This window comes from Coprococcus ammoniilyticus, from assembly GCF_025567345.1.
Taxonomy (GTDB): Bacteria; Bacillota; Clostridia; order Lachnospirales; family Lachnospiraceae; genus Coprococcus; species Coprococcus ammoniilyticus.
On record NZ_JAOQJS010000005.1, the window covers coordinates 235,272 to 258,374 of the forward strand.

Annotated in this window: 24 protein-coding genes; 4 read left to right on the forward strand and 20 right to left on the reverse strand. The window is 40.4% G+C overall.

Annotation, left to right across the window (positions count from 1 at the left end; translation table 11 throughout):
- Positions 1-2: 2 nt before the first annotated feature.
- Positions 3-1,286, reverse strand: a complete 1,284-nt coding sequence (locus OCV60_RS09430) for an ABC transporter substrate-binding protein (protein WP_262530075.1) — start codon at positions 1,284-1,286, stop codon at positions 3-5.
- A 212-nt stretch (positions 1,287-1,498) separates the two neighbouring features.
- Between OCV60_RS09430 and OCV60_RS09435 the strand changes: the two genes are divergently transcribed.
- Complete coding sequence (locus OCV60_RS09435; RefSeq protein ID WP_118674786.1) at positions 1,499-2,341, forward strand: AraC family transcriptional regulator; 843 nt, start codon at positions 1,499-1,501, stop codon at positions 2,339-2,341.
- A 66-nt stretch (positions 2,342-2,407) separates the two neighbouring features.
- Here the strand turns inward: OCV60_RS09435 and OCV60_RS09440 are convergent, their stop codons facing one another.
- The 3 genes from OCV60_RS09440 to OCV60_RS09450 form a co-directional block, all read right to left on the reverse strand.
- A complete protein-coding gene (locus tag OCV60_RS09440; RefSeq protein WP_117785595.1) occupies positions 2,408-3,919 on the reverse strand; it encodes a DUF975 family protein in 1,512 nt (503 codons plus the stop codon).
- A 26-nt stretch (positions 3,920-3,945) separates the two neighbouring features.
- Complete coding sequence (locus tag OCV60_RS09445; protein ID WP_021943314.1) at positions 3,946-4,116, reverse strand: hypothetical protein; 171 nt, start codon at positions 4,114-4,116, stop codon at positions 3,946-3,948.
- A 363-nt stretch (positions 4,117-4,479) separates the two neighbouring features.
- Positions 4,480-4,734, reverse strand: coding sequence for a heavy-metal-associated domain-containing protein (locus OCV60_RS09450; protein ID WP_118674788.1), 255 nt, complete (start codon positions 4,732-4,734; stop codon positions 4,480-4,482).
- Positions 4,735-5,184: 450 nt separating this feature from the next.
- On the opposite strand from OCV60_RS09450, the gene OCV60_RS09455 reads away from it, so the two are divergent.
- On the forward strand, positions 5,185-5,991 hold the full coding sequence (locus OCV60_RS09455) for a LytR/AlgR family response regulator transcription factor (RefSeq protein ID WP_262530076.1): 807 nt from the start codon (positions 5,185-5,187) through the stop codon (positions 5,989-5,991).
- On the opposite strand, the gene mutY is transcribed toward OCV60_RS09455, so the two are convergent.
- The 7 genes from mutY to metF form a co-directional block, all read right to left on the reverse strand.
- Complete coding sequence (gene mutY, locus OCV60_RS09460) at positions 5,974-7,071, reverse strand: A/G-specific adenine glycosylase (RefSeq protein ID WP_118484451.1); 1,098 nt, start codon at positions 7,069-7,071, stop codon at positions 5,974-5,976. The two genes, OCV60_RS09455 and mutY, sit on opposite strands and share 18 nt — an antisense overlap.
- Before the next feature lie 89 nt (positions 7,072-7,160).
- On the reverse strand, positions 7,161-8,201 hold the full coding sequence (locus OCV60_RS09465; RefSeq protein WP_021943310.1) for a nucleotidyl transferase AbiEii/AbiGii toxin family protein: 1,041 nt from the start codon (positions 8,199-8,201) through the stop codon (positions 7,161-7,163).
- A gap of 8 nt (positions 8,202-8,209) precedes the next feature.
- Positions 8,210-8,932, reverse strand: a complete 723-nt coding sequence (locus OCV60_RS09470) for a DUF6577 family protein (protein ID WP_262530077.1) — start codon at positions 8,930-8,932, stop codon at positions 8,210-8,212.
- Between the two features lie 214 nt (positions 8,933-9,146).
- On the reverse strand, positions 9,147-9,386 hold the full coding sequence (locus tag OCV60_RS09475) for a hypothetical protein (RefSeq protein ID WP_008399828.1): 240 nt from the start codon (positions 9,384-9,386) through the stop codon (positions 9,147-9,149).
- A gap of 6 nt (positions 9,387-9,392) precedes the next feature.
- Complete coding sequence (locus OCV60_RS09480) at positions 9,393-10,019, reverse strand: metallophosphoesterase (protein ID WP_262530078.1); 627 nt, start codon at positions 10,017-10,019, stop codon at positions 9,393-9,395.
- Between the two features lie 73 nt (positions 10,020-10,092).
- The gene (gene bsh / locus OCV60_RS09485) at positions 10,093-11,067 is read right to left on the reverse strand and encodes a choloylglycine hydrolase (RefSeq protein WP_021943306.1); all 975 of its coding nucleotides are present in this window, start codon (positions 11,065-11,067) and stop codon (positions 10,093-10,095) included.
- A 626-nt stretch (positions 11,068-11,693) separates the two neighbouring features.
- Complete coding sequence (gene metF / locus OCV60_RS09490; protein WP_021943305.1) at positions 11,694-12,563, reverse strand: methylenetetrahydrofolate reductase [NAD(P)H]; 870 nt, start codon at positions 12,561-12,563, stop codon at positions 11,694-11,696.
- Between the two features lie 229 nt (positions 12,564-12,792).
- On the opposite strand from metF, the gene OCV60_RS09495 reads away from it, so the two are divergent.
- Positions 12,793-14,115, forward strand: a complete 1,323-nt coding sequence (locus OCV60_RS09495) for a sodium-dependent transporter (protein ID WP_173788883.1) — start codon at positions 12,793-12,795, stop codon at positions 14,113-14,115.
- A gap of 237 nt (positions 14,116-14,352) precedes the next feature.
- On the opposite strand, the gene OCV60_RS09500 is transcribed toward OCV60_RS09495, so the two are convergent.
- The 6 genes from OCV60_RS09500 to OCV60_RS09525 all read right to left on the reverse strand — a co-directional run bounded on the left by OCV60_RS09500 (position 14,353) and on the right by OCV60_RS09525 (position 18,763).
- A complete protein-coding gene (locus OCV60_RS09500) occupies positions 14,353-14,643 on the reverse strand; it encodes a hypothetical protein (RefSeq protein ID WP_118674796.1) in 291 nt (96 codons plus the stop codon).
- A 45-nt stretch (positions 14,644-14,688) separates the two neighbouring features.
- The gene (locus OCV60_RS09505) at positions 14,689-15,576 is read right to left on the reverse strand and encodes a phosphatidylserine decarboxylase (RefSeq protein WP_173788882.1); all 888 of its coding nucleotides are present in this window, start codon (positions 15,574-15,576) and stop codon (positions 14,689-14,691) included.
- Positions 15,577-15,597: 21 nt separating this feature from the next.
- Positions 15,598-16,218 (reverse strand): CDP-alcohol phosphatidyltransferase family protein, encoded by a 621-nt coding sequence (locus OCV60_RS09510; protein WP_118674800.1) that lies wholly within the window; start codon positions 16,216-16,218, stop codon positions 15,598-15,600.
- The gene (locus tag OCV60_RS09515; RefSeq protein WP_262530079.1) at positions 16,212-17,255 is read right to left on the reverse strand and encodes a lysylphosphatidylglycerol synthase transmembrane domain-containing protein; all 1,044 of its coding nucleotides are present in this window, start codon (positions 17,253-17,255) and stop codon (positions 16,212-16,214) included. The genes OCV60_RS09510 and OCV60_RS09515 overlap by 7 nt, the downstream gene beginning before the upstream one ends.
- Before the next feature lie 312 nt (positions 17,256-17,567).
- Positions 17,568-18,275, reverse strand: coding sequence for a zf-HC2 domain-containing protein (locus OCV60_RS09520; RefSeq protein ID WP_262530080.1), 708 nt, complete (start codon positions 18,273-18,275; stop codon positions 17,568-17,570).
- On the reverse strand, positions 18,272-18,763 hold the full coding sequence (locus tag OCV60_RS09525) for an RNA polymerase sigma factor (protein WP_118484374.1): 492 nt from the start codon (positions 18,761-18,763) through the stop codon (positions 18,272-18,274). Before OCV60_RS09525 ends, OCV60_RS09520 begins: the two co-directional genes overlap by 4 nt.
- A gap of 173 nt (positions 18,764-18,936) precedes the next feature.
- Between OCV60_RS09525 and OCV60_RS09530 the strand changes: the two genes are divergently transcribed.
- Positions 18,937-20,301, forward strand: a complete 1,365-nt coding sequence (locus OCV60_RS09530) for an MATE family efflux transporter (RefSeq protein ID WP_186847391.1) — start codon at positions 18,937-18,939, stop codon at positions 20,299-20,301.
- A 57-nt stretch (positions 20,302-20,358) separates the two neighbouring features.
- Here OCV60_RS09530 and OCV60_RS09535 read toward each other — a convergent pair whose 3' ends face one another.
- From OCV60_RS09535 to OCV60_RS09545, 3 genes are all read right to left on the reverse strand, one after another.
- Positions 20,359-20,664, reverse strand: coding sequence for an HIRAN domain-containing protein (locus OCV60_RS09535; RefSeq protein ID WP_117822180.1), 306 nt, complete (start codon positions 20,662-20,664; stop codon positions 20,359-20,361).
- 269 nt (positions 20,665-20,933) lie between these two features.
- Positions 20,934-22,646 (reverse strand): hypothetical protein, encoded by a 1,713-nt coding sequence (locus tag OCV60_RS09540; protein ID WP_262530081.1) that lies wholly within the window; start codon positions 22,644-22,646, stop codon positions 20,934-20,936.
- Positions 22,647-22,669: 23 nt separating this feature from the next.
- Positions 22,670-23,053: a C-GCAxxG-C-C family protein gene (locus OCV60_RS09545; RefSeq protein WP_117785580.1), complete on the reverse strand. Its 384-nt coding sequence runs from the start codon at positions 23,051-23,053 to the stop codon at positions 22,670-22,672.
- Between the last annotated feature and the right edge of the window lie 50 nt (positions 23,054-23,103).

Consider the following 23,103-nt stretch of genomic DNA (forward strand, 5'->3'; position numbering starts at 1 on the left):
TTCTATTCCTCCTCTCCGGAATGCTCCTGCTCATATTTGCGAACCTTTGTGATCAGGTCACGATTGTACCGTTTCCATTCCGTATCAAATTTCTTCAAAAACGCTTCTGTATCTCCATCTAACAGATAAGTCTGAATCAATGCATCTACTGCCATCTCAGATGGATAAAAATGATCCTGATAATCAGTCACGATTCCGTTGTCCAGATATTCCTGCATACCGTCTAACATAGATGCAAGCTTGAAATCACCTTTCTTACAAGGTACTGCGTTCTGATTGTCTATATAGTCCTGTACATTTTCATCCTCTAACAGGAAACGGAGGACTTCATAGGCTGCTTCCTTATTCGGACAGTCTTCCATCACGCAGAACTGAAGATCTACACCGGATGTCAGAACCATGTCATCCTTATTGTTAGAAGCCGGGAATACAAATGAATCAATATTGATATCCGGATTTACTGACTGGATCTGTGGTACAGCATAGCTTCCGATCATATACATTGCTGACTCACCTTTTGCAAATGCTGTACAAGCATCATTATAAGAATATGCAACCGGATTGGCTTCTCCATACTGAAGCAGGGTTTTCATTTCTTCCGCAACCTGAACATACTGATCGGAAAATGTCGTTTCTCCCTTATTAACATCCTTACATACGGTCGAAGATGTCAATGAAGCTACTGCACTGTTCCATGGAGAAAGACAGGTCCATGTATCCTTGTAGCCCATATAAAACGGAAGAATTCCTTCTGCTTTAATCTCATCACATAATGCAAGAAGCTCATCCCATGTTTCCGGGATCGTCCATCCATGCTCCTCAAACATATCCCGGTTGTACAGGATACCGGCAGCATTTGCCACATATGGAACACTGTATGTTCCTTCTGTTGGAATAAATTTCAGATTCTCACAGATCGTCAGATAATTTTCCTTTATATCTGCCAGTCCATCAAAATCAGAAATATCCATCAACATATCGGCATCAATAAAATTCGAATAATTGATGTCACCGCCAATACCAATGATATCCGGATTATCTTCACGAACAAATCTGGTCTTCAACACCGTCATTGCATCGTTCGGAGAACTGATCTTCAATTCAATATCATCATGACTGGCATTAAACCGTTCCTCAACTTCTTCAAAATAAGAGGTTGCTTCCGGCTTGTACTGTACCAGTTCGATCACTGTTTTTCCGTCTTTATTATTCTTGCCACACCCCGCCAGTAAGCAGAAACCAGTCATCATTGTAAGTACAAATAATAGTTTTTTCCCTTTTAGCATAAATACATTTCTCCCTTCTTTTATAATATGCTTTTTTAAGTTATTTTCATTCTAACATATCATAATGCTTGTTAAAATATCGTAATAATTCCATTTTTATACCAAAATGCATTATTTTTGTCTCACTATTGCATTTATCTAGCATTTTGGTATATAGTAAAAAACAGTAGAGTTTATATTGTGTATTTGTTCTAATTTTGGGAGGTTTTTTTATGCATGAATACCTTTTTTCTATATTTCCAAATGAGAAATTTATAGATCTTGGACTATACCAGTACGGATGGGAACGCTGTGCACCGGCCCATCAGTTCGGTCCGGCTGCCAGAACCCACTATCTGTTTCATTATGTCATCTCCGGAACCGGACTTTTAATGGCACAGGACAAAAAAGGAGAGACTAGAAATTATTCGATCAAAAGCGGACAGGGCTTTCTTCTGTATCCGGGACAGATCAGCACCTATATCGCAGATGAGACAAACCCATGGGAATATACCTGGCTGGAATTTGATGGATTACGGGTAAAAGAAGCACTGGACATTGCCGGTTTTTCAAAAGACCAGCCCATCTATCATGCTACCTCAAAGGAATACCGGGAAATCATGATGAACGAAATGCTCTATATTGCCAATCACCCAAACGAACCGCCATTTCACCTGATCGGTCATTCCTACCTTTTTCTGGATGCACTCACCCGTTCCACCGCCTCTACCCAGATGATAAAAACCGGTAAAATGAGCGATTACTATATAAAAGAAGCGATAAACTTCGTAGAGCAGAATTTTCCTTATGACATCTCTATCGAAGATATAGCTGTCTGTTGCGGCATCAACCGCAGCTATCTGGGAAAGATCTTTCATGACTCCATTGGCAAAACGCCACAGGAATTCCTGATAAACTATCGGATGTCCAAAGCAACAGAGCTGCTGAAAATGACTAAATTATCAATTGCAGACATAGGAAATGCAGTCGGCTATCCAAACCAACTGCATTTCTCAAGAGCTTTTAAAAATATATATGGTGTCTCCCCAAAAAACTGGCGGGACCAGAATCACTAACATAGAAACCCCTCCGGCAGATGATTATATGTATGTGGTTTTATCTGTCGGAGGGGATTCGTTTCCTTAGTTATAGGTTCCACCTACGCCGGATCCGGCATTGAAGCCAAATAACGCACAACAGATCAGGTCGATGATAAAGGCTGTGCTTAAGACAGCGCAGATCAGGATCTGTGTTTTCCGGCTCTTCTTATGCATAAAGCGGCTGAGCTTCGGCGCCGCGATATAGACACCGAACAGACTTCCGATGCCAAATGCAAGTAAGCCGACCAGACAGATCCTTCCATTTAAATTCAGGAAGAATTTCTTATAATTCCAGTAGTGGGAATTAAAGAAGAAATCCAGGATCCAGCTTGCGATATATTCGAGCACGCCACAGATACCCATAGACATCAAGAATAGTTTCAATTTATCTGCCTTGAACCGGTCTAACAGGAAGATAATAACGACACCTCCGACACCATAGATCGGAAGCCACGGTCCATACATTGTTCCACGGTTTACGAGCTCATGATCTCTGACAATGTGGAGCATAACCTCCCACACCCAGCCGACAAAACAGAATGAGAAGAAGAAAAAGATGAAATCTGTCAGCCGGTATTCACTCTTGATCTTGATTCCCTTTGGTACTTCTACTGCTGCATCCTGCAAGAGATATACCGGCACAGCAGTTTCTATACCTTTACAGTATGGTGCTCCGTCAAATGCACGCTCAACAAATGCTTCACTGTCAATTCTCTTTCTAAGATGAAAATACATCTCCACGTCGATCTCTACATCAAACGGTACTGCTACTAACAGACCGGCAATCGGAACAAGCTTTAACAGCATAACAGGAATACAGGACAGATCTGTTACGAACATCTTCCATTTGTATCCATTTGTCATTTCTTTGGATAAAGCTTTTGCCTCTTTCCAGCTAAGTGTCTGATTCTCCGCAACAAGATACGGGATCATCCGGTACTGATAGAATTTGTATATACCACCGACGATCGTAAGATTCCATAAGAACAGAACCACCTTATATACGAACATCGTCCAGATCAATCTCAATAAATGTTTAAAATGAAATGGTGCAAACATACGGTTGATTGATACTTTATCACTGTACCGGCACTCCATCGCATACCGATTCTTTCCAACGATGGCTGCACTCTGAATAAAGAAATGCACGATCATCATAATAAATGCGGATAATAGAAGTGCAATGATCACTTCTCCGGTATTACGTTCCAGATAGGCGGCATTTGCGCCTAACAGCTTAATGATCCATGTCTGACTCTTGGAAGCAACATCGATCAGTCCGATCACAAAATCCGAATGTATAAACGGAACATCCTTTACAATCGGTGTATTTACAGCATAGTCTTTTAAGATTTCCACGTTACTTGCTACATGCGAAGTATCCAGTCCGATTGCCTTGTCAATCCCATTTACAAATGTCGACTGTGCAAATTCATCGACACCTAAAAATGCAAAGATGAAGCAGACTGCAACCAGTGCAAGCCACGCCATCGTTCCACGCTTAAACACCGTGTTCCACGCGCCTTTTCTCAGTTCTTTTCGATTCCAGTTCATATTCTTATGCTCTCCTCCAGCTCTGCTTACTGTATAATCTCATACTGTAACAGCTCGTAGTGCAGCTTCGTTCCCTCTGCGATCCCATTCGGCAGCAAGGCTCTTGCAACCAGCTTATCTTCTTCGGAACCATCCAGATTCTGCAGATGCGCATATTCTCCATCAATCTGTTTTACAATATAATCACATACTAACATTTCCATATCTCCTATCAAAAGCGTTAGCCTGATTATACTATCTCTTTCGACAAAATTCTATCTTTATATGCAATTTGAAATTTACAAAAAACTTCGCAATCAAAATAAACTGCCTGTACGCATACATTTAATCATTAGACAAATATATCCACCCGGAAAAGAATTCAATGCATTTTTCGTTATAAGATACACATTGTCAACAAATGCGGGTGTATGTCTGAGCCCAAAGGGCGAGTTCACACAGGAGCATTTGTGAATCAGACATGTGTATCGAATAGAAAATGCATTGATATTTTCAGAGTGGATATATCTGTCTAATGTTATACTGCTTATAAACAGTTTATTTTGATTGCGAAATTTTTGCTACTTGCCAAAATGGAATAAGCCTTTTTTCTCATATGGCTCACTGGTTGCGGAAAGCATCTCATAACCGATATCCTTGATTGCCTTCTTTGCAGTCTCAGTATCGATATTGTCCTCGCTGATGATCACCGTTTCCCCGCTCTTGGCAGAAGAAGTTACCTTTTTTACCTTGAAATTCTTACGAATCACATCATTCATGTGGGCTTCGCACATACCACACATCATTCCATCAATTTTTAAAGTTGTCTTTATCATCTCAATTCCTTCTTTCGTATTTATTATGTCGCATTTAATATATACCCCACAGGGGTATATGTCAATTCTGTTTCTATTATATTGAGAATTAATTATCACTTAATCGTATATTCCTTCACAAATCACTTTTTGAAAAATCATGCTGTATAAAAAGGAAAAACCGGCAGTCCCTAATCTGCCGGTCATCACCGATATCCCCACATCGGTCTCACGCTCTTTTCTTTATACTAAATTCCCAAATGCACTGATCTATTATCGATCATAGTCAAATTATATCACCCTGCACCACTTTTTGTACACTAACCAAACGGATAGTATTTGCCATTTATTTTATTTATTTTTATCTTTTTTACCTCTTCTTATCGAATCAAACATACACACACTGTCCAATTTGCGGGTTGTATTTTTATATAGTTCTGATTAAAATAGAAAAAAAGAAAGGAGCACCCCATGACAATTCAGGATTTTGTTTCTCTTTCCGGCGAGATATTGACACAATATTATGACAACAACATTACGCCATTTCTCGATGCATGCCATGAAGATGTTCTGTGGATCGGTCCTGCCGAAAAACAGGTAATTCGCACAAAAAAAGTACTGGTCAACACATTTCTGTCTGAACAGCACAAATTAAAATTTGTTCTTCATGATCTGGTTATTACTCCTCTTGCTACGACCAGCAACCGGGTAGTTGAGATCATTATGTTCTTTATGGTTGATACGATATGGCCTGATAACAGCATGAATCGGGTTAATCAGAGGATTCATCTGTCCTGGATCATGAACAACGAAGTTCCTCAGATTCGGCTCTGCCATATCTCAAATGCTATCTCTTACGATGAACGAGATACCATCTATCCGGTGCATTACGATTCCAAATTCCGCGGAATGCCGCTTGCCGGCGTATCCCGCTCGGAACGTTTGTCGTTTAAGGGTACAGATAAATCTCTGCTTTTTCTGAATCGGAATCAGATCCTGTACATAGAATCCCATGGCAGACACTCCAATACCCATACAACCTCCAATTCCTACGAGATTACAGAAAGTCTGCTTTCTCTGGAAAAACGCTTCCCGGATTATTTCCTGCGTTGCCACCAGAGTTATTTGATCAATCCTGATTTCGCATCATCAATTGAACGTTTTAAACTTACAATGTCCGATGGCTTTGTAATCCCAATCCCGGAAAAGAAATATACTCAGGTAAAACGTCTGCTTCTGGATTTTATTAACGCCCGGTCATCAGACACCGGAATTTAAAAGATCTTTAAACGGTGCAAATGCTGACGGAATCGCAATCTCCTGCTTCAGCTCTTCTAATGTAACCCAACGAAGATCTTTCGCCTGCTGTTCCATACATTCCATATAAAAGGCTTTCATATGCCATTCTACATGGGAAAAAATATGTGTATATGTTGTCTCCATCCAGATTTCTTTTGGGTGGAGATTTTTTGACGTTACATACGAAAGGATCTCCTGTGTGCTGTAGCTTCCGGGAAGATTCGGGAATTCCCACAATCCATGTAACAACCCTTTCTCTGTCCGCTTCCGTATCGCAACCTTATCTTCATACCGAAGCATCAGCACCGCTTTTTCTTCCACTTTCCGTTTCTTCTTTGCTTCACGAACCGGATACTGCTGCCAGGAATCATGCTTATGAGCTTTACACAATTCCTGTAGTGGACACACCTCACATTTTGGCGCACCATTTGGCAGACAGATTGTTGCTCCAACCTCCATCAGACTCTGTGTCAGCATATCGCAATGTCCATACCGGTACACCTGCAGAAGTTCCTCCCGGATTTTCTTCTTTACTGCCTGCTTGTCGATATTTGACGGATCTTCCATCACTCTGGTATATACCCGGAGGACATTTCCGTCCACTGCAGGAGTGGGCAGATCAAAGCAGATCGAGCCGATTGCTCCCGCCGTATATTCTCCGATTCCCGGCAGGCTCAGGATCTCATCGTATTCTGCAGGGAAGTTTCCCTGCCATTCTATCACCACTTCTCCTGCTGCCTTTTTCAGATTTCTTGCACGGTTATAATATCCAAGTCCTTCCCAAAGTTTCATCAGGCGGTCATCATCTACCTCTGCCAGCGCCTCGATCGTCGGAAGCTCCTGCAAAAACGTTCTGTAATATTCTTTTACTGCTTCCACTCTCGTCTGCTGCAGCATGATCTCCGACAACCATACATGATACGGTTCTTTATCTTTTCTCCATGGAAGATCTCTGGCATGTTCCGGATACCATGCGATCAAATTGTCCGCGATCTGCTTATATACATTCTGCATAAACTCATTCCATCCTGTTGCGTTTTTGTATTTTATTTCTATCATTCTATCACAATATCCTGCAAAACAGCATTACCATTTTCTTCCCGTTTCCATTTATTTGCTGCCATCGGATATTGCTCCTCTCGATGTTTTTATTTTTCCAACAATTCTACCGTTTTTACCACATATGCAAATGCTTCTGCATTAAACTTTCGTAATTTTGAGAGCTTCGAATAGTTTGATTTACCTATATTACAATCCAGATATAAATTACAGTCTATAACTTTTTCAAAATTTGATTTTCGCAAAATACAAGCAGCAAGATACATTGTTTTACAGGCAGATTGCACCGCCTTCTCAGCAGAATATCTTTCATCATATATATGTGTGGAAATACTTTTTATTCCTGCCAGATACATTGGATATTCATTACCGATCTGTCCTCTGCCAGCAATACAGGCAGCAGTATCTATTGTATCCATTAATACCTCATTTGCCGATATATCTAACCCTCTATAATTTATCTCCGTTTCAACGATAGCCATATAAGAATTATAAACATCTTCAAAATCATCAAATACATCGATCAACGCAGCTACATCATACATTTGTTTGATTATCTCAAGTTCTTTTCCTATTCCCAATGGTATACCCGTCGTATGTGGCGCAAATGCTGTTAATTTATCACCCAGAATACAATCTACCGATGGCAATACAACTTCTAAATCTTCCCCCTGTGTATTTAAAAGATCATTTTTAATAGGTTTACTTACAATCCTTGCATAATGATTCTCTTCAAAGAGGATATCTAAAAGTATATAAAACAAAGTATCATTTTTCACCGGAGATTTATAATAAAATTTATAGTGTTTCTTTGCGATACCATTTTTTCCAATTCTCTCCTGTTGCACGACTTTCTCAAAAGGAAAGACATCTTTTACTTTCTTCAAATAACTTTCCACATCCGTTCCTTGTGGAACGATTATATCAACATCTGTCGATAATCTTCTTGGATGTTCAAGTAACAACATTAAACTGGTTCCACCCTTAAATATAAACGGCATCTTTACCTTGCAAAGAGCCTCCAGCAAACCAAACGCATAGATGCTTCTCTCTAAAATAAAAGTATCCGTATTTTTATTTTTTCTCAATTCATTTATATGTTCTAATGTATAATTATCCTTTGTAAGCATCCAATCTCCTATACAATCAGTTGTATGTTCGTGTTATCTTTTATAAAATCCCGAATTTCAATTTCTTTATTACGCCTCCGTGCATATCGAAATAACTTTGTTTCATCAATTTTGTACATGGAAAACATATTTTCCAAGGCCTGTGGATAATCAGAAAATGAAAGCATCTGCTTCAATTTTTTATTGGCAAACAAATCAACTACCAGCTTTTCCAGTGAAAGACCATACGCCGAACTTTCCCCTTTCGGAGACTCACTGACAAGACGATCTAGCAATATTGTTTCATATGTTGCATAACGCAATACATCTTCTACACTTGGCTTAAAAAGAATCTTTTTATTTTCAACTATTAACTGATCAAACACAAATTCACATCCTGTATGTTCAACTTCTAAAAAAATATAATTATATCCTACCTGATGATTAAAAAATTCATTCAACCATCGAAGTTCCCATATTCTATAATCCACCAATGGAAATTTCTGCTCCATCTCATCTATTATTTTTTTTGATCTGTCTGTATAGATATTTGTATATTTTTTCAGATGTTCTCCTGATGTACACTTCTTGTATTTATCACGACCAACTCTTTCTATCTCTGACATTCGAATCCAATATTCTATTAATCGCTTCATCTGTCCTTCACGAAACTCCGGTTGTACCTCAATCACAAGCTGCATCAATTCTTTTCTTGATATTATTCCATCAGGTATTCTTATCAATAAATCCATATTTTTCATTCTTCCATACAATCCAATCTGTAATTGGAATCCTCCTTTCCTCTTTTTCTAACCGTTTCATTGTCTCGTTCGGCAAATTTTTATTTTTTTGCCGATATAGTCATTAATAGGATAACATCTTTTATAATAAAAGGCAATGACCAGAGCGGCAAATTTTTATTTTTTTGCCGTTCCGGTCATTTTGATAAGAATAATAATTATACACTTAAAATCTTCTTCCGCCCATGCCACACATAGGCTTTTCTTCTGTCTCCGGTGTTTCTACTACATAATTTGTGCGAAATGCAGCATTTACTTCTGCAATTTCTTTCTTGCCATCAATGTAATCTCTGAAATATTCCATCAAATTCATACCGGAATTCTCACAGCCTTCTTCTTCCTCCCACTGTTTTACAAGTGCAATTCGTTCTGATTTTGTTGTGTCTTTAATTAATGTACTTTTCATCTGAAATTACCTTCCTTTTTTCTTTTTTTCCGGGATCTCGATTCCTCTTGCTTCTAACAGTTCCTTCAATGACTGTGGCTCATAATTCATATACGGTTGCATACAACCGACATTGATCGCCAGGAAATCCTGGTCTTCCTCATGAAGATCCTTGCGTTCATTCAGCCGCTTTATGCAGTCCTGAAAAAACACATCCTCCGGGGATCGGTGTGTATGCCCATACAACAGGATATTCCCTCTATGCTGACCATTCCAGAACAGGATTGGATAATGACAAAGCACCAGCTTATATGCATTTCCTCGAATGTTGTCTGTAATCTCTTTGTAATTACAAACCTCCTCAAATAACTGCCGGAGCCTGTAATCTGACAGATCATCATGGTTCCCATGCACAAGAATCTTATGTCCTTTTAACTGCGCAACGAGTGCAATCAATTCTTCACTTTTTCCCCGCTTACTGAGGTCGCCAAGGATATAGACCGTATCACCATTTGTCACCTTCCGGTTCCATCTGGCAAGCATATCGGCATGCATTTCTTCCAGTGTCTTATAATCTCTCTCATCATATCCGCTTCCGCTGCCTGCAAGCTGACTGGCACAGCAGAAATGCAGATCACTGATATAATAATTCATTCCGTGTTTTCACCTCGCAATGTCCTTATGACATTTTTCCTCTCACCAGTTTACATTCTACCAAATAGGTATATCAATTCATCCAGTGGATCTGTTCTCCCTGAACCAGTGGATATCTAAAAAGCTCGGAACCGTCCAGATCACAATGGTGCATATCCACACCTGTGATCTGGTGGTTGTCGTATGTTGTATAATAATAAATTCCTTTATCTGCATTACAGCAGGAAGTATAGAGTGTGATCTCATATTTGCCATCTGCCACTTCACAGCATCCACGCTGCTGATCGACCGATCCGAGAATATGGAAGAACTGGCTGATACTCTCCGCCTCGCTGTCGCCAGATTTCGAATTCATTTTTGTAAATGCGACCTTCGCAAATCGTGACGCTGACGACAGATCACCCGGCAAACCAAGTGCACCCATGCCCCTGCTGTAAGACTGTAACTGCAGCTGCTCTGCGAAAGTATTTTCCGGCTGCTTCGGAGATAAGCCCTGATAATTATTCAATAAAAACATCTGTGTCTCAAATGGTGGATTGTTCGTGAGAACTCCGACCGGATTCTCATGTATATGCATTCCATCCGCCATACACTCAACTGTGATCGCAGCATTTCGATCTGCTATGATCCAGTGTAACTGTGCCGATGGAAGCTGTTCGCTGAAAGGTGTTCCGACCAGATTCATCCGGTCAAGCAATGCCCGTACCTCGTCCAGATCCGCACACTGTCCAAGTATCCACGGGATAAATTCAAACTGTGCAACATTATCCCTACCAGCTTCTACTGCCTGATAAACTGCATTTCCAACAAAATTAAGTCCCGCCATACCAACACCCTTTTCATTGATCGCATCATAATAAAGCGGATATCCACCTGCCACATGCGCCATGCCAATGATCGCATAATGAGAATACCTCTTTCCCATATGACGAAACTCAAACGGGAACTTTCTCGGTGTCACCGTAATCTCATCCCCATAAGAAAATTCATAATCTAACGTTCTGCCAAAATAAAAATCCTTCGTTTTATACGTCGCTGCTGTACACATCTATAACCATCATCCTTTCCTGTTTTCTCAATTTTGCAATCTTGCACTCATCAAGTTCAAAATTATATTCTTATTATTTTCATATACTACACATGTTACTATTAGCATTCGCATAAAACAATGGTTCAATTATAAAAGAATTATAAAAAGCGGCATTCTTGCAAAAGCATTTCCGTATAACCAGCTATTCACTATAATATAACATCAGCGAGGATTTCGTTATGACATGCACATTGCCAGTAAATGCGAGTGCTTGTATGAGCCGAAGGCGAGTTGCACAGGAGCATTTACGAATCAGGCATGTGCATGGAATAGAAACCACAGCGAGTTATATATAGTGAGTAGCTGATTATACAGAAATGTCTCTGCAAGAATGACGCTTCCAGATTCTATTCTTCCATGTATTCAATATAATCTGTTTCATCCGCAAAAAGCTGGTATCTTCCATCTACATATCCCATATAACCTTCCGTTACAAAATATCCTTTTATCATAATTCCGATCTCCTGTACATTTGTTCTGTCCTATAAAGTTCCGATTTTCTTTGAATTTCCTGTATTTTTATACAGTCAACCCGTTTATGGCTTTATATTACAGTTTTATATGCACAAAAAATCGTACATCTTTTAAACCAGCAAAATATCAGACAGATTTGCCTGAATTCCTGCTGCCACCTCCGGCTTGTTCATGGAATATACATGAATGTGCTTTACGCCATTTGCCAGAAGATCTATGATCTGATCAGTCGCATAAGCAATACCTGCCTGCTTCATTGCAGCTTCGGTATCTCCAAACCGGTCAACAATATTCTTGAAACGTTCTGGCACATTGCAGCCGGATAATTTGACGGCATTTTTCACCTGAACCCGCTTCGTGATCGGCATGATTCCCGGAATCACCGGCACAGCAATCCCTGCTTCTCTGATACGATACATGAAATTAAAGAAAATATTGTTATCAAAAAACATCTGTGTAGTCAGATATTCACATCCCGCTTCCACTTTCTTTTTCAGGTTTGCAATATCATCCTGCTTGTTTGCAGAATCCGGATGAACCTCCGGATAACAAGCTCCGCCCACACAGAAGTCTCCGCTCTCTTTTATTAATTTTACCAGCTCCGATGCGTGAGCAAAATCAGTAAATACCTGTCCATCATAATTCTTTGGAATATCCCCACGAAGTGCCAGGATATTTTCAATCCCTGCATTTTTCATTTCAGAAAGTGCTGTCCGGATGCTGTCTTTATTTGCGCATACACAGGTCAGATGCGCAATCGTCGGAACTCCGTATTTTTCTTGAATCTCATTTGCAAGCTTGATCGTATGTCCTTTTGTGCTGCCACCCGCTCCATATGTAACACTCATATAACTCGGCCGTAATGCCGCAATTCCAAGTGCCGCAGCTTCCACACTTGCAAAATCTGTATCCTTCTTCGGTGGAAAAACCTCAAATGACAATGTTGCTTTCTCCTGCCCTATAATATCTCTTATCTTCATGTATTTCCTCCTGTCATTTCATCTTTTTTGTATATCTGCAGTTGGGATAATTCGTGCATCCCAGAGAATTTTCTCATCCTTTTTCATTATATAAATTCTACGGTAATATGACAATAACAACATTCTTTTCTGCCACACCATGAAAACTTTTGAAAAGTCTGCTGGCGTAATCCCACATTTTCCTGTATAGTATATGGGTATGTAATTTGTTTGGAGGAGTTATCAAAAGATGAAAAAACGTGAATCATTTAACAACAAATGGGGATTTGTCCTCGCCTGTATCGGCTCAGCGGTCGGCATGGGTAATATCTGGATGTTCCCAACCAGAGTATCCCTCTATGGCGGAGGCTCTTATCTGATCCCTTACTTCATATTCGTTATCCTGATCGGATTCACCGGTGTTATCGGCGAAATGAGTTTCGGCCGTGCTACGAAATCCGGTCCGGTCGACGCTTTTGGCTATGCCTGTGGAACAAAGGGCAAACGAAAGCTTGGCGAAATCCTTGGATTTATACCGGTACTTGGCGCGCTTGCCATGGCAATCGGCTATACTGTCGTAATGGGCTGGATCTTAAAATATATGATCGGTGCATTTACCGGTTCAACACTTGCACCGGAAAATGTGGAATCCTTTGGTGCCGCATTTGGCTCAACCGCTTCTGCATTCGGCAATAACCTATGGCAGATCATTGCACTCGCTGTCGGCATTATCATTCTGATGTTTGGTATCGGAAACGGAATCGAAAAGGCAAATAAGATCCTGATGCCTCTGTTCTTTATCCTGTTTATCATTCTTGCGATCTATACCGCCTGCCAGCCGGGTGCTGCCGAAGGATATAAATATATCTTCCGGATCGAGCCAAAGGTTCTCGCCGATCCAAAGACATGGATCTACGCACTTGGTCAGGCATTTTTCTCCCTGTCTGTTGCAGGAAATGGGACACTGATCTATGGCTCTTATCTGCCGGACGAAGAAAATATACCGGAAGCTGCCGGACAGGTTGCTTTATTTGATACGATTGCTGCATTACTTGCCGCCCTCGTTATCATTCCGGTTATGGCAACGACCGGTGCACAGTTAGACCAGGGTGGTCCCGGACTTATGTTCATCTATCTGCCTGCCCTGTTCAAATCTATGCCGGGAGGACATATCATCGCCATGATCTTCTTCGTTGCAGTATTCTTTGCAGGCTTGTCCTCATTGATCAATCTATACGAAGCTCCGATCGCAACGATTCAGGAAAAGCTTGGATTAAATCGTAAATTATCCTGTGGTGTGATCGCAGGAATCGGCGTGATCGTATCCATCTGTATTCAGGGAATCGTATCCGGCTGGATGGATGTTCTGTCCATCTATATCTGCCCGCTTGGTGCAGGACTTGCCGGAATCATGTTTTTCTGGGTATGCGGTAAGAAATATGTAGAGGAGCAGGTAAACCTTGGACGTGAAAAGAAGTTCACAGACAAATTCCTGCCAATCTGTAAATATGTCTATTGCCCTATCTGCATTCTGGTTTTAATACTTGGAATCGCATTAGGCGGAATCGGCTAAAACAGGGATAATGCGAGATTCAGATACTTCTATTTACAACAATACCCCTATTGAATAACACACTACGATTTCTGTTCGATGCACATGCCTGATTCGTAAATGCTCCTGTGCAAACTCGCCCTTTGGGCTCAAACATGCACCCGCATTTACTGGCAATGTGCATTCTCACAACGAAATCTCGTTCATGTTATATCAATAGGGGTATTATTGTAAATATAAAATACTTGAATCTCGGCATTACTCCTCGTCATTAGGAATGCCATTTGCCAGGTATTCATTCCACTTGGCGTTGTTACGCTCCAGTTCTTTTTTCTGCATGATGCGGTTGCGGTCTGTAAGGATCGCGAGCATCTCATCTACGATCTCCTCCATGGGAAGTGTCTGATAATGTGACAAATAGCCGATCATACGACCGGCTGTAAAATCTGTATTCAGATTCTGTGTTATAACCTCGCAGAATTCCACCGGATAGCCCCGGTCAAGCATCATCTGATATAGGTTTTTACTTGCTTCTGATCTTGGTTTCAATTATGATCACCTGACTATTCTTTCGATATATATCTGCATATCCAATTATGCATCCAAACGGTTCGCTGATCGTCCGATCTGCTCTCCCATTTTCACCAGTGTTTCCATTCCTGATCCGGTATGTTCCAATAAATCCCGATCCGGTATCACGACATTCTTCTGTGTCAACAGAATGATCGTTGAACCGCCGAATTCAAATCGTCCTTTTTCAACACCCTTATGAACAAATCCCAAGCCTTGCTGATTATTACTGATCTTACCAACCATCAATGCCCCGACTTCCATCTGAAGAAGCGTTCCAAACTGCTCCGTCTTTATCAGACAATACTCTCTGGAATTCATCTTGTAGATCGGACAGACATCATTTGCAACCGGGTTCACCGTATGCAGAATTCCTGCTATCTTACGCTGTTCGGATTTTCTTCCATCTGCTGCATAGCAATACCTGTGATAATCATCTACCGTCAATCGGATCACATAAATATGTCCGTCCAGATACCTCTTAGCCAGCTTCTTGTCCTGCAACAACTGTTCCAATGTATACTCGGTGTGTTTAATAAGAAAATGTCCGTTTTCATGGATCTTATACACACTGACCTTTCCATCACTTGGGCTAACCAGCGCATTTGCATCCGGATTAACCGGTCGTTCTTCTACTCTGATCTTTCGAGTGAAAAAATCATTATATGAATCAAATATCCGTTTCTCATATAAGGACAGATCAATGCCATTCTTCTTTACAAACCCCGGAACTGCCAGTCCTGAAATCCGGGTATCCAAAAATGCCCCGCCTATGCGGGACACTACCGGTGACAGAAAGGGACGGATCAGACACCTCGTCACTGCATGTCCATAGATAAATGCAAGCAGGCGATCCTGACCGGTCTCGCCCTGTCTTTTATGTCCTTTTCGATCTATATATATGATACTCATTTTCTTTTCTCCAATCTTCTCCTACCATATATGGAGCATCCGAAGTACAGCCAACGTTACAACGCAAACGATGATCGCCAGTGTGCGGTTCTTTGGTTTACGGAATTTGAAATTTGTAATAAACAGCAAACCGACCAGCAGTACCAGCGCATGAAGGCTGAGCATAAATTCCCGCTTGCCAAGCATCGGCTTAAATACTGCCAGAAGTGGCAGAAGCACAGCCATAGATGTGATCGGAAGTCCCTGATAATATTTACGTTTTTCCTCTGTCTCATCCTGTCTGACTTCCTCAGAAACATTGAACCATGCCAGACGGATGAGGCCTGCCAGCACATAGAATAACAGGATCGCAACACCAGTCAATCCACGCATTCCCATGCGGTAGCAAAGGATTGCCGGTGAAACTCCAAAGCAGACAATATCCGCCAGAGAATCAATCTGGATTCCAAATCGTTTTTCAACCTCTGTACGATCTTTCTTGGTCCGTGCAACCTTGCCATCAAACATATCGCACAAACCGGAAATTGCCAGACATACAAGCGCCATCCGGCAGTCGCCATTTAACGAAAATAACATACCACCGATGGACACCATCAGACTGATATATGTAAGAATTACTGTATAATCATAAACACCTAACATTTCTCTACCACACTTTTCTTTTTTCTTCCAATAGTAAAATTTGCAACAATCGTAAATATCGCACTGAGGATCAGTTCCGTATAATACCCCAGTCCACGGGACAATACCATACCCGGAAGGAGAAGCATACTTCCAAATACCGGAAGGAAGATATCAAGGAATATCTTCTCACTGATTCCCATTCCGCCCGGAAGCGGCAGCATATCAACTGCAACCGCGATTGAGCCCTGAAGAAGTATCACGGTAAGCGCCGATGTTCCTTTTAATCCAAATGCAAGATATACGAACCAGGTTGCTGCAAACAACGCAAACCGCTGCACCATCGTAATGAGGAATACAACGATCAGCACCTTTTTATTTTCCTGCAAATAAACAGCAGATCCCCGATACTGATCCATCGACTGAACCAGCTTTTTTGCTCTTGACTTTCTATGTTTTAATATATGGATTCTTTCTAACAAAATATGCCCTTTGATCATAATTGACTTCGCAAAATTCGGATGAAATGCAAATACAACCATAATCGCTACACACACCACATTTAATCCCATTCCGAGATAAAACCAGAAGATTGCATCCGATAAATACCGATGTATAAATCCCTGCCCGAAGATCATCAATGCAATACCAAGCAGTACCAGTACCATCTTATAGATAATGGTTATGATCAACAATACCATCGTTGAGATCGGAATCGGTATATCTTCTTTCTTCATATAGTAAACCTGTGCCGGCTGACCACCCGATGCAGACGGAGTAATGCAGCTAAAGAAAAAGCCAACGGATGAAAATAAAAAGCAGGTCCATTTCTTTACCTTTATACCAAGTGAATGCATCAGATAATGAATAATGATAGATTCTCCCCATATGAAGATTATTACACAGATAACGCCGGGAATCAACCAAAACGGGTTCACAGTTTTAATTATTTCGATGATCCGCCCCATATCCTTGCCATGAAACACACCATAAAGAGTTGCTGCAAAGATCAGAAGCAAAAAAATTATATTAAATATCCATTTTTTCTTACTCTCCATACGTCCTCATTTCCAATTTCACTGCCTTATGCATGAAGCATTTTTACTGTTTCTTTACCATGTCTTTGCCAATATCTGTTTCAGTATATCACAACGTTTGAAAAAAATGTTAAATCTGACATTAATATCACATTAATAATATTTAATATTATATTTTCAATAGGAATTTCCAATCAATTAACTTTTTTACCATGAAGTGCACCCCTTGTTTTACTTTACAAGGAAAACTTTTCTAATATAGAAAAAAGCAGTCTGTAGAATAAAATTATTCTCAAAGACCGCTTTCTATGCTGACTTTCGCCAAATATGAAATTATTTCTGCGCCTCTAAAATCTTGGGCTCCTGTCCTTCTTCCCATAAAACAGTTACTTCTGTTCCATCCTTATGACAGTAAACTACCTTCCGGATCACTGGCAAACTCTCTGTCTCTTCCTCATCACCGGATGCAAATGCTGATGATATAGTGGCACCTTCCCGGTGTCCACCAAGTGCATGATAGCTCTCTGTCAATTGCCATGATCTGCTCTGACCGGTTGGATCAAGGGAAGTCAGTCCCTGTTCACCGAGATAAAATCTTACAATTCCATTTTCCAGTTCCTCTCCTGTACTGATCGTCACGATCTGTCCGCTTCCTAAGAGAGCAGACTGATGCAGATATAACGCTCCATCCATCTCGACCACTTCCACATTTTCCTGAATACCCTCTGCACCAATCTCCGGCCATACCTCCGACCAGTGTGAAGTAACCGCCCAGTTACCGACTACCCACAAAACAGCAAATATCACAATAATGATCAAAGCCCGTCCCCAGACCTTTTTATTTACAAATTTACGAAATCCTTTTACATCCGCACTGTCCTTCATCGGCAAGGCAAGGTCTGACTTCATCTGCTCCGCAGTTTTTCTGCAAGAATCGCAGGTCTTCATATGTTCTTCTACTAATTTTTTACTTTCTTCGCTGCAAACCCCATCTATATATAAAGGAAGCAGATCATTTATCATTTCACATTCTTTTTTCAAGATAATTCCTCCATTTCATTCATGATCAACAGCCTTGCACGATGATACGTCACTCGCGCCCAGCTCTCTGTTTTTCCAAATATTACTGCAATTTCCCGAAATGGCAGTTCGCCAAATACTCTCAGATTGAATACTTCCTTATACGGTTCACTCAGGTTATGAACCAGTTGATGAATCTTCATCGCCTGTTCCCTGTCCACAGTATCTTTGACAAAATCGTGATCCGAGGCCCGTTCTGTCAGTGTCTCATCCGGTTCAGTCGTTTCCCGTTTCTGTTTTTTCACATAAGTAAAGTAAGTATTCTTTGCAATCTGGCACAACCACACGCGTATATCGCAGTCACCCTTGAATCGGTCTACTGCCTTTATGGCTTTCATAAATGTCTCCTGCGTAATATCTTCCGCTATATGCGCGTTTTTGCTTAACGCGAAAACATACCGATACAAGTCTGTATAATAGTTATTGTAGATTTCTTCTATTGGTACCAATTTGCTTATTCACCTCCCATCACTTATATGACAACGCTCCCGGAAAAACGTTACAGAAAAATTTATATTTTTTATAATATCCGTCTTGACGACATTTGTCGATGGTGTTTAAATAGATTCTGCTTCTAATGTGTGAAATAAACATTTCAAAATACTACTTTGGGATTATAGATATGAAAACGATAAAGTCAAAAGAAATGGATATGTTAAACGGGGGATTGGTTGGCAAGCTGATCCTTTTTTCACTGCCGCTTGCATTCAGCAGCATTTTACAGCAATTATTCAACTCCGCAGATGTCGCTGTTGTCGGCAGATTTGCCGGAGATAATGCGCTCGCTGCAGTCGGAAGCTGTGTGGCTCTGGTCGGCATCTTTGTCAACCTGATCGTCGGTCTGGCTGTGGGACCAAATGCCGTCCTCGCTAATCTGATCGGTCAGAAACAGCGTGACAAGATCAACGATATGGTACATACGATCCTGACATTTGGCACAATCCTCGGACTTGGGCTTATGATCCTCGGCTTTGCCTCTGCCCGGATCATTCTGGAATTATCCGGTACTCCGTCCGGTGTTCTTGCCGAAGCACTGTTATATATCCGCATCTATTTCTTAAGCATTCCGTTTATGACCGTTTATAATTTTGGAGCTGCCATTCTGCGAAGCTTCGGCGATACCAGACGACCGATGTTCTACCTTATCATCTCCGGTATCGTAAATGTCATCCTGAATCTGATCCTCGTCATCTGCTTTCATCTGGGTGTTGCCGGTGTTGCCATTTCCACTGTAATCTCTAATGTTATCAGTGCTGTTATGGTCATGGTATATCTTTACCGCAGAGATGATGAGTTTGCATTCCGGTTCAACCGGATGAAGATTGTGCGCCCATATCTGCGCAAGATCCTTCAGATCGGTATTCCATCCGGTATCCAGGGAACCATTTTCTCGATCTCGAATGTTTTTATCCAGAGTGGTATTAATTCATTTGGCAAATTTGCGATTGCAGGTTCTTCTCTTGCACTTAATTTTGAATATTTTACCTATGACATTGCAAATGCATTTGCACAGGCAACGGTCACCTTCACCAGCCAGAACTATGGCGCAGGAAACATCAAACGCTGCAAGAAGGTGTTCTGGTTAAATATGCTGTTTGGCATTGTCTTCACAGAGATTCTCGCAGTTATCTTTATCGTATGGAGTGACTTTTTCGTCGGGATCTACACAAAAAGTACAGCAGTCGCTGCCTATGCTTTGATCCGTATGTATCATGTCTGCTCATTGGAAGGTCTAACCACTACTTACGAAGTTGAAAGTGCCGCTCTCCGTGGTATGGGCAAATCAGTGGAACCTGCAATCTTCACCATCTTAGGAACGGTTGTTTTCCGCTTGATCTGGCTTGGAACAGTCTTCCGCCTGCGGTCAACATTTGACTGGCTGCTGAATGTATATGCGGCTTCATGGATATTTACCGGATGTGCACTGTTTATCGTGTATGTAAGACATATGAAGAAGGTGGAGGGAAGACAGAAATCAGCGCTTTAGGGACTATGAAATAATAGCTTCTTTGGTAATTCTGATTAGCTGCCTTTTGCTCATAAATTATTTTATTCCATCCTCCACAATCTTACAAATTGCACCGCCATCTATAACTGCGATAATCTTGCCCTTGGCTGTTTTACCAATCCTGTCATACAACCGACCGGCACTTGAAGACTCACCCTTGACAGTAAATGGACTGTTTGCAACATAACCACATTTACCAATGCCTTTGATCTGCACCATAATTGCTTCTGAATCAAACTCATTGTCCGGTTCCTTTTTCAATTTCACCTTCATACCCTTTTCCATAAATTCATTTCCCAGATAATGATTACATCCTGTAATTGTAAAATACATATCCTTCATATATACCGACTCCTTTCTGATCATATATTATATCGTGAGCATAGCTCACTCAATGCATTCCGCAAAATCAATATCCTTGCGAGCAAATAATTTTGCGTTCATTATATCTTGTTGCTCATGAATGTTCCTGTCTTCATGGCTTTATATTAGCAACTATCATGTCCAAATAAATGTACATCCGAAAATTTCTTTTCATCCACAATATATTATTTAATACTGCAAAGTCGCCAGACACCTGCATTTCTACAGGTATCTGGCGACTTTGCATTTTACTCTAAATGAGTGGACCATGTATGCCAGTCATATGGATCATACTTGTTGATATCTACATAATAATCACCCTTCATTAACTCTTCGATCGTATTATATTCATTCAAAGCGAACTTACATGATGCAGAAGTTAATGTACTATAAGTTGGTTTATGCCAGCCTGTAGGATCAAACTTAAATTCTGAACTGTCCGATGCATACCCCTGAACCTCACATTCTACAAACTTACCCTGCCCCATAAAAATCAGTGTCACCACATGTCCTCCACTTACATTATGCGGCTTTTTACTTGCAGCAGAATAATACCGGCTATAATCATTATAAAAACCATTTTCCCCATCATATGAACAGGACAATATTATATAGGGATAACCAAGTTCTGTCATGGCATTTGCTACCGTTGACGCACCCCAGCATGTATACTCTGAATAACTATGACTACCGATCCAATAATTAAGTGCTGTATATGTTTCATAATCTGTCATATCGGGTGCGCATTGGGCAACATCTTTTAAAATACCTTTCAAACGCACCTCTCTATCATAGTTATACACAGGCTCTAAAAACGGATCATATTCCCAATACTTTTTACGGTTAAATTCTACAGAATTTGAAAATCCGTTCGACACCAATGTTACAACCTTCGTATCACCAAAATACACATCTACGGATTGTTTTTTATCTAGCAGACAGCTTACATTTACAAGTATATACCCAATATATCCTTGCTTATAAAGCGTCTGCTGCATTTTGTCTCGCACCGGCATTTCATCATAATATACCACCGATATGTTTGTCGCTATCTGGACATTTTTTCTGTCTGGGATATATTGTGTATTTGAAAAGCTGTTAAATCCACATTTTCCATTATACTCTGTATGAATTACAACATCGTTTTTCAACTTCTGTTTAATAAAAATCGGGAAATAGCACTGTGCAAAATCCTTTGAGATTTTGTTTGCTTCATCATTATAATTCGCATAATCTGTATATTTAAAAAAAGGAAACTCATCCGTTTTGTAAGCAAGATCTATTCCGTTTACTGTTTTAGTCGTCATATGATAATCAGGTATCGGTATCTTTTTCGTTACCTTCGACCACTTGGAATAATATGTTTTTCCGCCTATTTTTTTATAGGTACGTATGCGGAATGTATATGTTATTCCATATTCACTGACATATAGATAGAAGCCGCTATAATAAGTTTCTATCTTTTTTTTCGTTACCTTATCCCCTATGGTTCCATTGTTTCTTACCTCAAGCTCATACCCATCCATTTTCATAGTAGCACTGTTCATATTCCAATCGAAATCTAACGTATCACCATAAGTATCATTTCTGTAAAATGTGCTTTTCAAACCTTTTATAGTAGGAAGTGCTACACTATATTCTATCGTCTTACTTCCTTTTATTTTTTTACCTTTATATTTGCCTTTTAAGGTTACTTTGATTTTATATTTACCCGGTTTGACCGGATTTTTAGGATATGTAATCTTATAATTCTTCGGTTTTAATTTCTTCCCCTTATACTTTACTGTAACTTTAGGTTTAATTTTCTTTCCTGTATAAGCATAAGTTTTTTTACTCGTAGTTACCGTCCATTTCGAAGCTGTACCTTTTGCATAAGTCTCTATATCGGCTCCCTGAAATGCAAATATACCGAATACTAATAAAATAACTAGGCCTGTTAAAAGTCCTCTTTTTCCTCTCATATAACGTTTCTCCTCCCAGGGTATTACCTATATTCTTCTATCAGTTCAATGGCTTCTTTGATCATGCCATCACAGTGCGGTTTCTTCTGACCACCCGCCTGTGCATTTGCCCTTAACAGATCAAAGCAATTAATCATACCATTATGATTCTCTTTCATCTTTCTCTGGAACTCTCCTACAATATGAGGATCTGAGATTCCCAATGCTCCGAGTACCATCAGTGCTCCTGTCACAGCTCCACATGTACTGCCTGACTTCATTCCTCCGCCAAAATTTGTACCAAGTGCCTTCATCTGGCTCTCCGACAAACCAAGCTCATCTGCATAGGTCATCATTATCGTTTCCGCGCAGTTCGGACACCTCTCATTATTTCTTAACTGCATTGCTTTTTCTATGTGTTTATCCATAAAAAACCTCCTGATTATCATTTGTAGATTCGGATATAAAAATACCCATT

Coding starts and splice junctions, on each gene's coding strand:
- OCV60_RS09430 (WP_262530075.1), bottom strand. CDS start 1,286: ATGCTAAAAGGGAAAAAACTATTATTTGTACTTACAATGATGACTGGT.
- OCV60_RS09435 (WP_118674786.1), top strand. CDS start 1,499: ATGCATGAATACCTTTTTTCTATATTTCCAAATGAGAAATTTATAGAT.
- OCV60_RS09440 (WP_117785595.1), bottom strand. CDS start 3,919: ATGAACTGGAATCGAAAAGAACTGAGAAAAGGCGCGTGGAACACGGTG.
- OCV60_RS09445 (WP_021943314.1), bottom strand. CDS start 4,116: ATGTTAGTATGTGATTATATTGTAAAACAGATTGATGGAGAATATGCG.
- OCV60_RS09450 (WP_118674788.1), bottom strand. CDS start 4,734: ATGATAAAGACAACTTTAAAAATTGATGGAATGATGTGTGGTATGTGC.
- OCV60_RS09455 (WP_262530076.1), top strand. CDS start 5,185: ATGACAATTCAGGATTTTGTTTCTCTTTCCGGCGAGATATTGACACAA.
- mutY (WP_118484451.1), bottom strand. CDS start 7,071: ATGATAGAAATAAAATACAAAAACGCAACAGGATGGAATGAGTTTATG.
- OCV60_RS09465 (WP_021943310.1), bottom strand. CDS start 8,201: ATGCTTACAAAGGATAATTATACATTAGAACATATAAATGAATTGAGA.
- OCV60_RS09470 (WP_262530077.1), bottom strand. CDS start 8,932: ATGGATTTATTGATAAGAATACCTGATGGAATAATATCAAGAAAAGAA.
- OCV60_RS09475 (WP_008399828.1), bottom strand. CDS start 9,386: ATGAAAAGTACATTAATTAAAGACACAACAAAATCAGAACGAATTGCA.
- OCV60_RS09480 (WP_262530078.1), bottom strand. CDS start 10,019: ATGAATTATTATATCAGTGATCTGCATTTCTGCTGTGCCAGTCAGCTT.
- bsh (WP_021943306.1), bottom strand. CDS start 11,067: ATGTGTACAGCAGCGACGTATAAAACGAAGGATTTTTATTTTGGCAGA.
- metF (WP_021943305.1), bottom strand. CDS start 12,563: ATGAAGATAAGAGATATTATAGGGCAGGAGAAAGCAACATTGTCATTT.
- OCV60_RS09495 (WP_173788883.1), top strand. CDS start 12,793: ATGAAAAAACGTGAATCATTTAACAACAAATGGGGATTTGTCCTCGCC.
- OCV60_RS09505 (WP_173788882.1), bottom strand. CDS start 15,576: ATGAGTATCATATATATAGATCGAAAAGGACATAAAAGACAGGGCGAG.
- OCV60_RS09510 (WP_118674800.1), bottom strand. CDS start 16,218: ATGTTAGGTGTTTATGATTATACAGTAATTCTTACATATATCAGTCTG.
- OCV60_RS09515 (WP_262530079.1), bottom strand. CDS start 17,255: ATGGAGAGTAAGAAAAAATGGATATTTAATATAATTTTTTTGCTTCTG.
- OCV60_RS09530 (WP_186847391.1), top strand. CDS start 18,937: ATGAAAACGATAAAGTCAAAAGAAATGGATATGTTAAACGGGGGATTG.
- OCV60_RS09535 (WP_117822180.1), bottom strand. CDS start 20,664: ATGAAGGATATGTATTTTACAATTACAGGATGTAATCATTATCTGGGA.
- OCV60_RS09540 (WP_262530081.1), bottom strand. CDS start 22,646: ATGAGAGGAAAAAGAGGACTTTTAACAGGCCTAGTTATTTTATTAGTA.
- OCV60_RS09545 (WP_117785580.1), bottom strand. CDS start 23,053: ATGGATAAACACATAGAAAAAGCAATGCAGTTAAGAAATAATGAGAGG.